Genomic DNA, 377 nt, shown 5'->3' on the forward strand with positions numbered 1-377 from the left:
ACCCCGCCAACAACCATCATCCACCAACGCCAAAACATTCCGCTGACTAATCGACACACCCTTCGGCACACCCGTCGAACCAGACGTGAACATCACATAAGCAACCTGATCAAGACCCGCGAAACCAACGCCATCCACCGAGCCCCGCGCCATCTGATACTCAGCATCCTCCAAGGCATCCACCGTGAGCACCGGCAGACCCGCCTCGGCAATGCCGCAAACCACCTCACTGTCCCGCAACGCGACATCGGTCAACAACACGACCGGCTCCATGTCCCGAACCACATCCAAAGCCAGCCCAAGCGGATACGAAGCAGGCAACGGAACATAAGCAGCCCCAGCCTTCACCACCGCAAGAAAAGCCACCACCAGATCCA

1 protein-coding gene is annotated in these 377 nt (G+C 58.6%); it reads right to left on the reverse strand.

The annotated features are described in order from the left end of the window. Nucleotides 1-377, reverse strand: a 377-nt coding sequence (locus KGQ19_RS48950; protein WP_212022536.1) for an AMP-binding protein, incomplete at both ends; no start/stop codon positions are given.

Origin of the sequence: Catenulispora pinistramenti (assembly GCF_018274385.1) — a bacterium.
Taxonomy (GTDB): Bacteria; Actinomycetota; Actinomycetes; order Streptomycetales; family Catenulisporaceae; genus Catenulispora; species Catenulispora pinistramenti.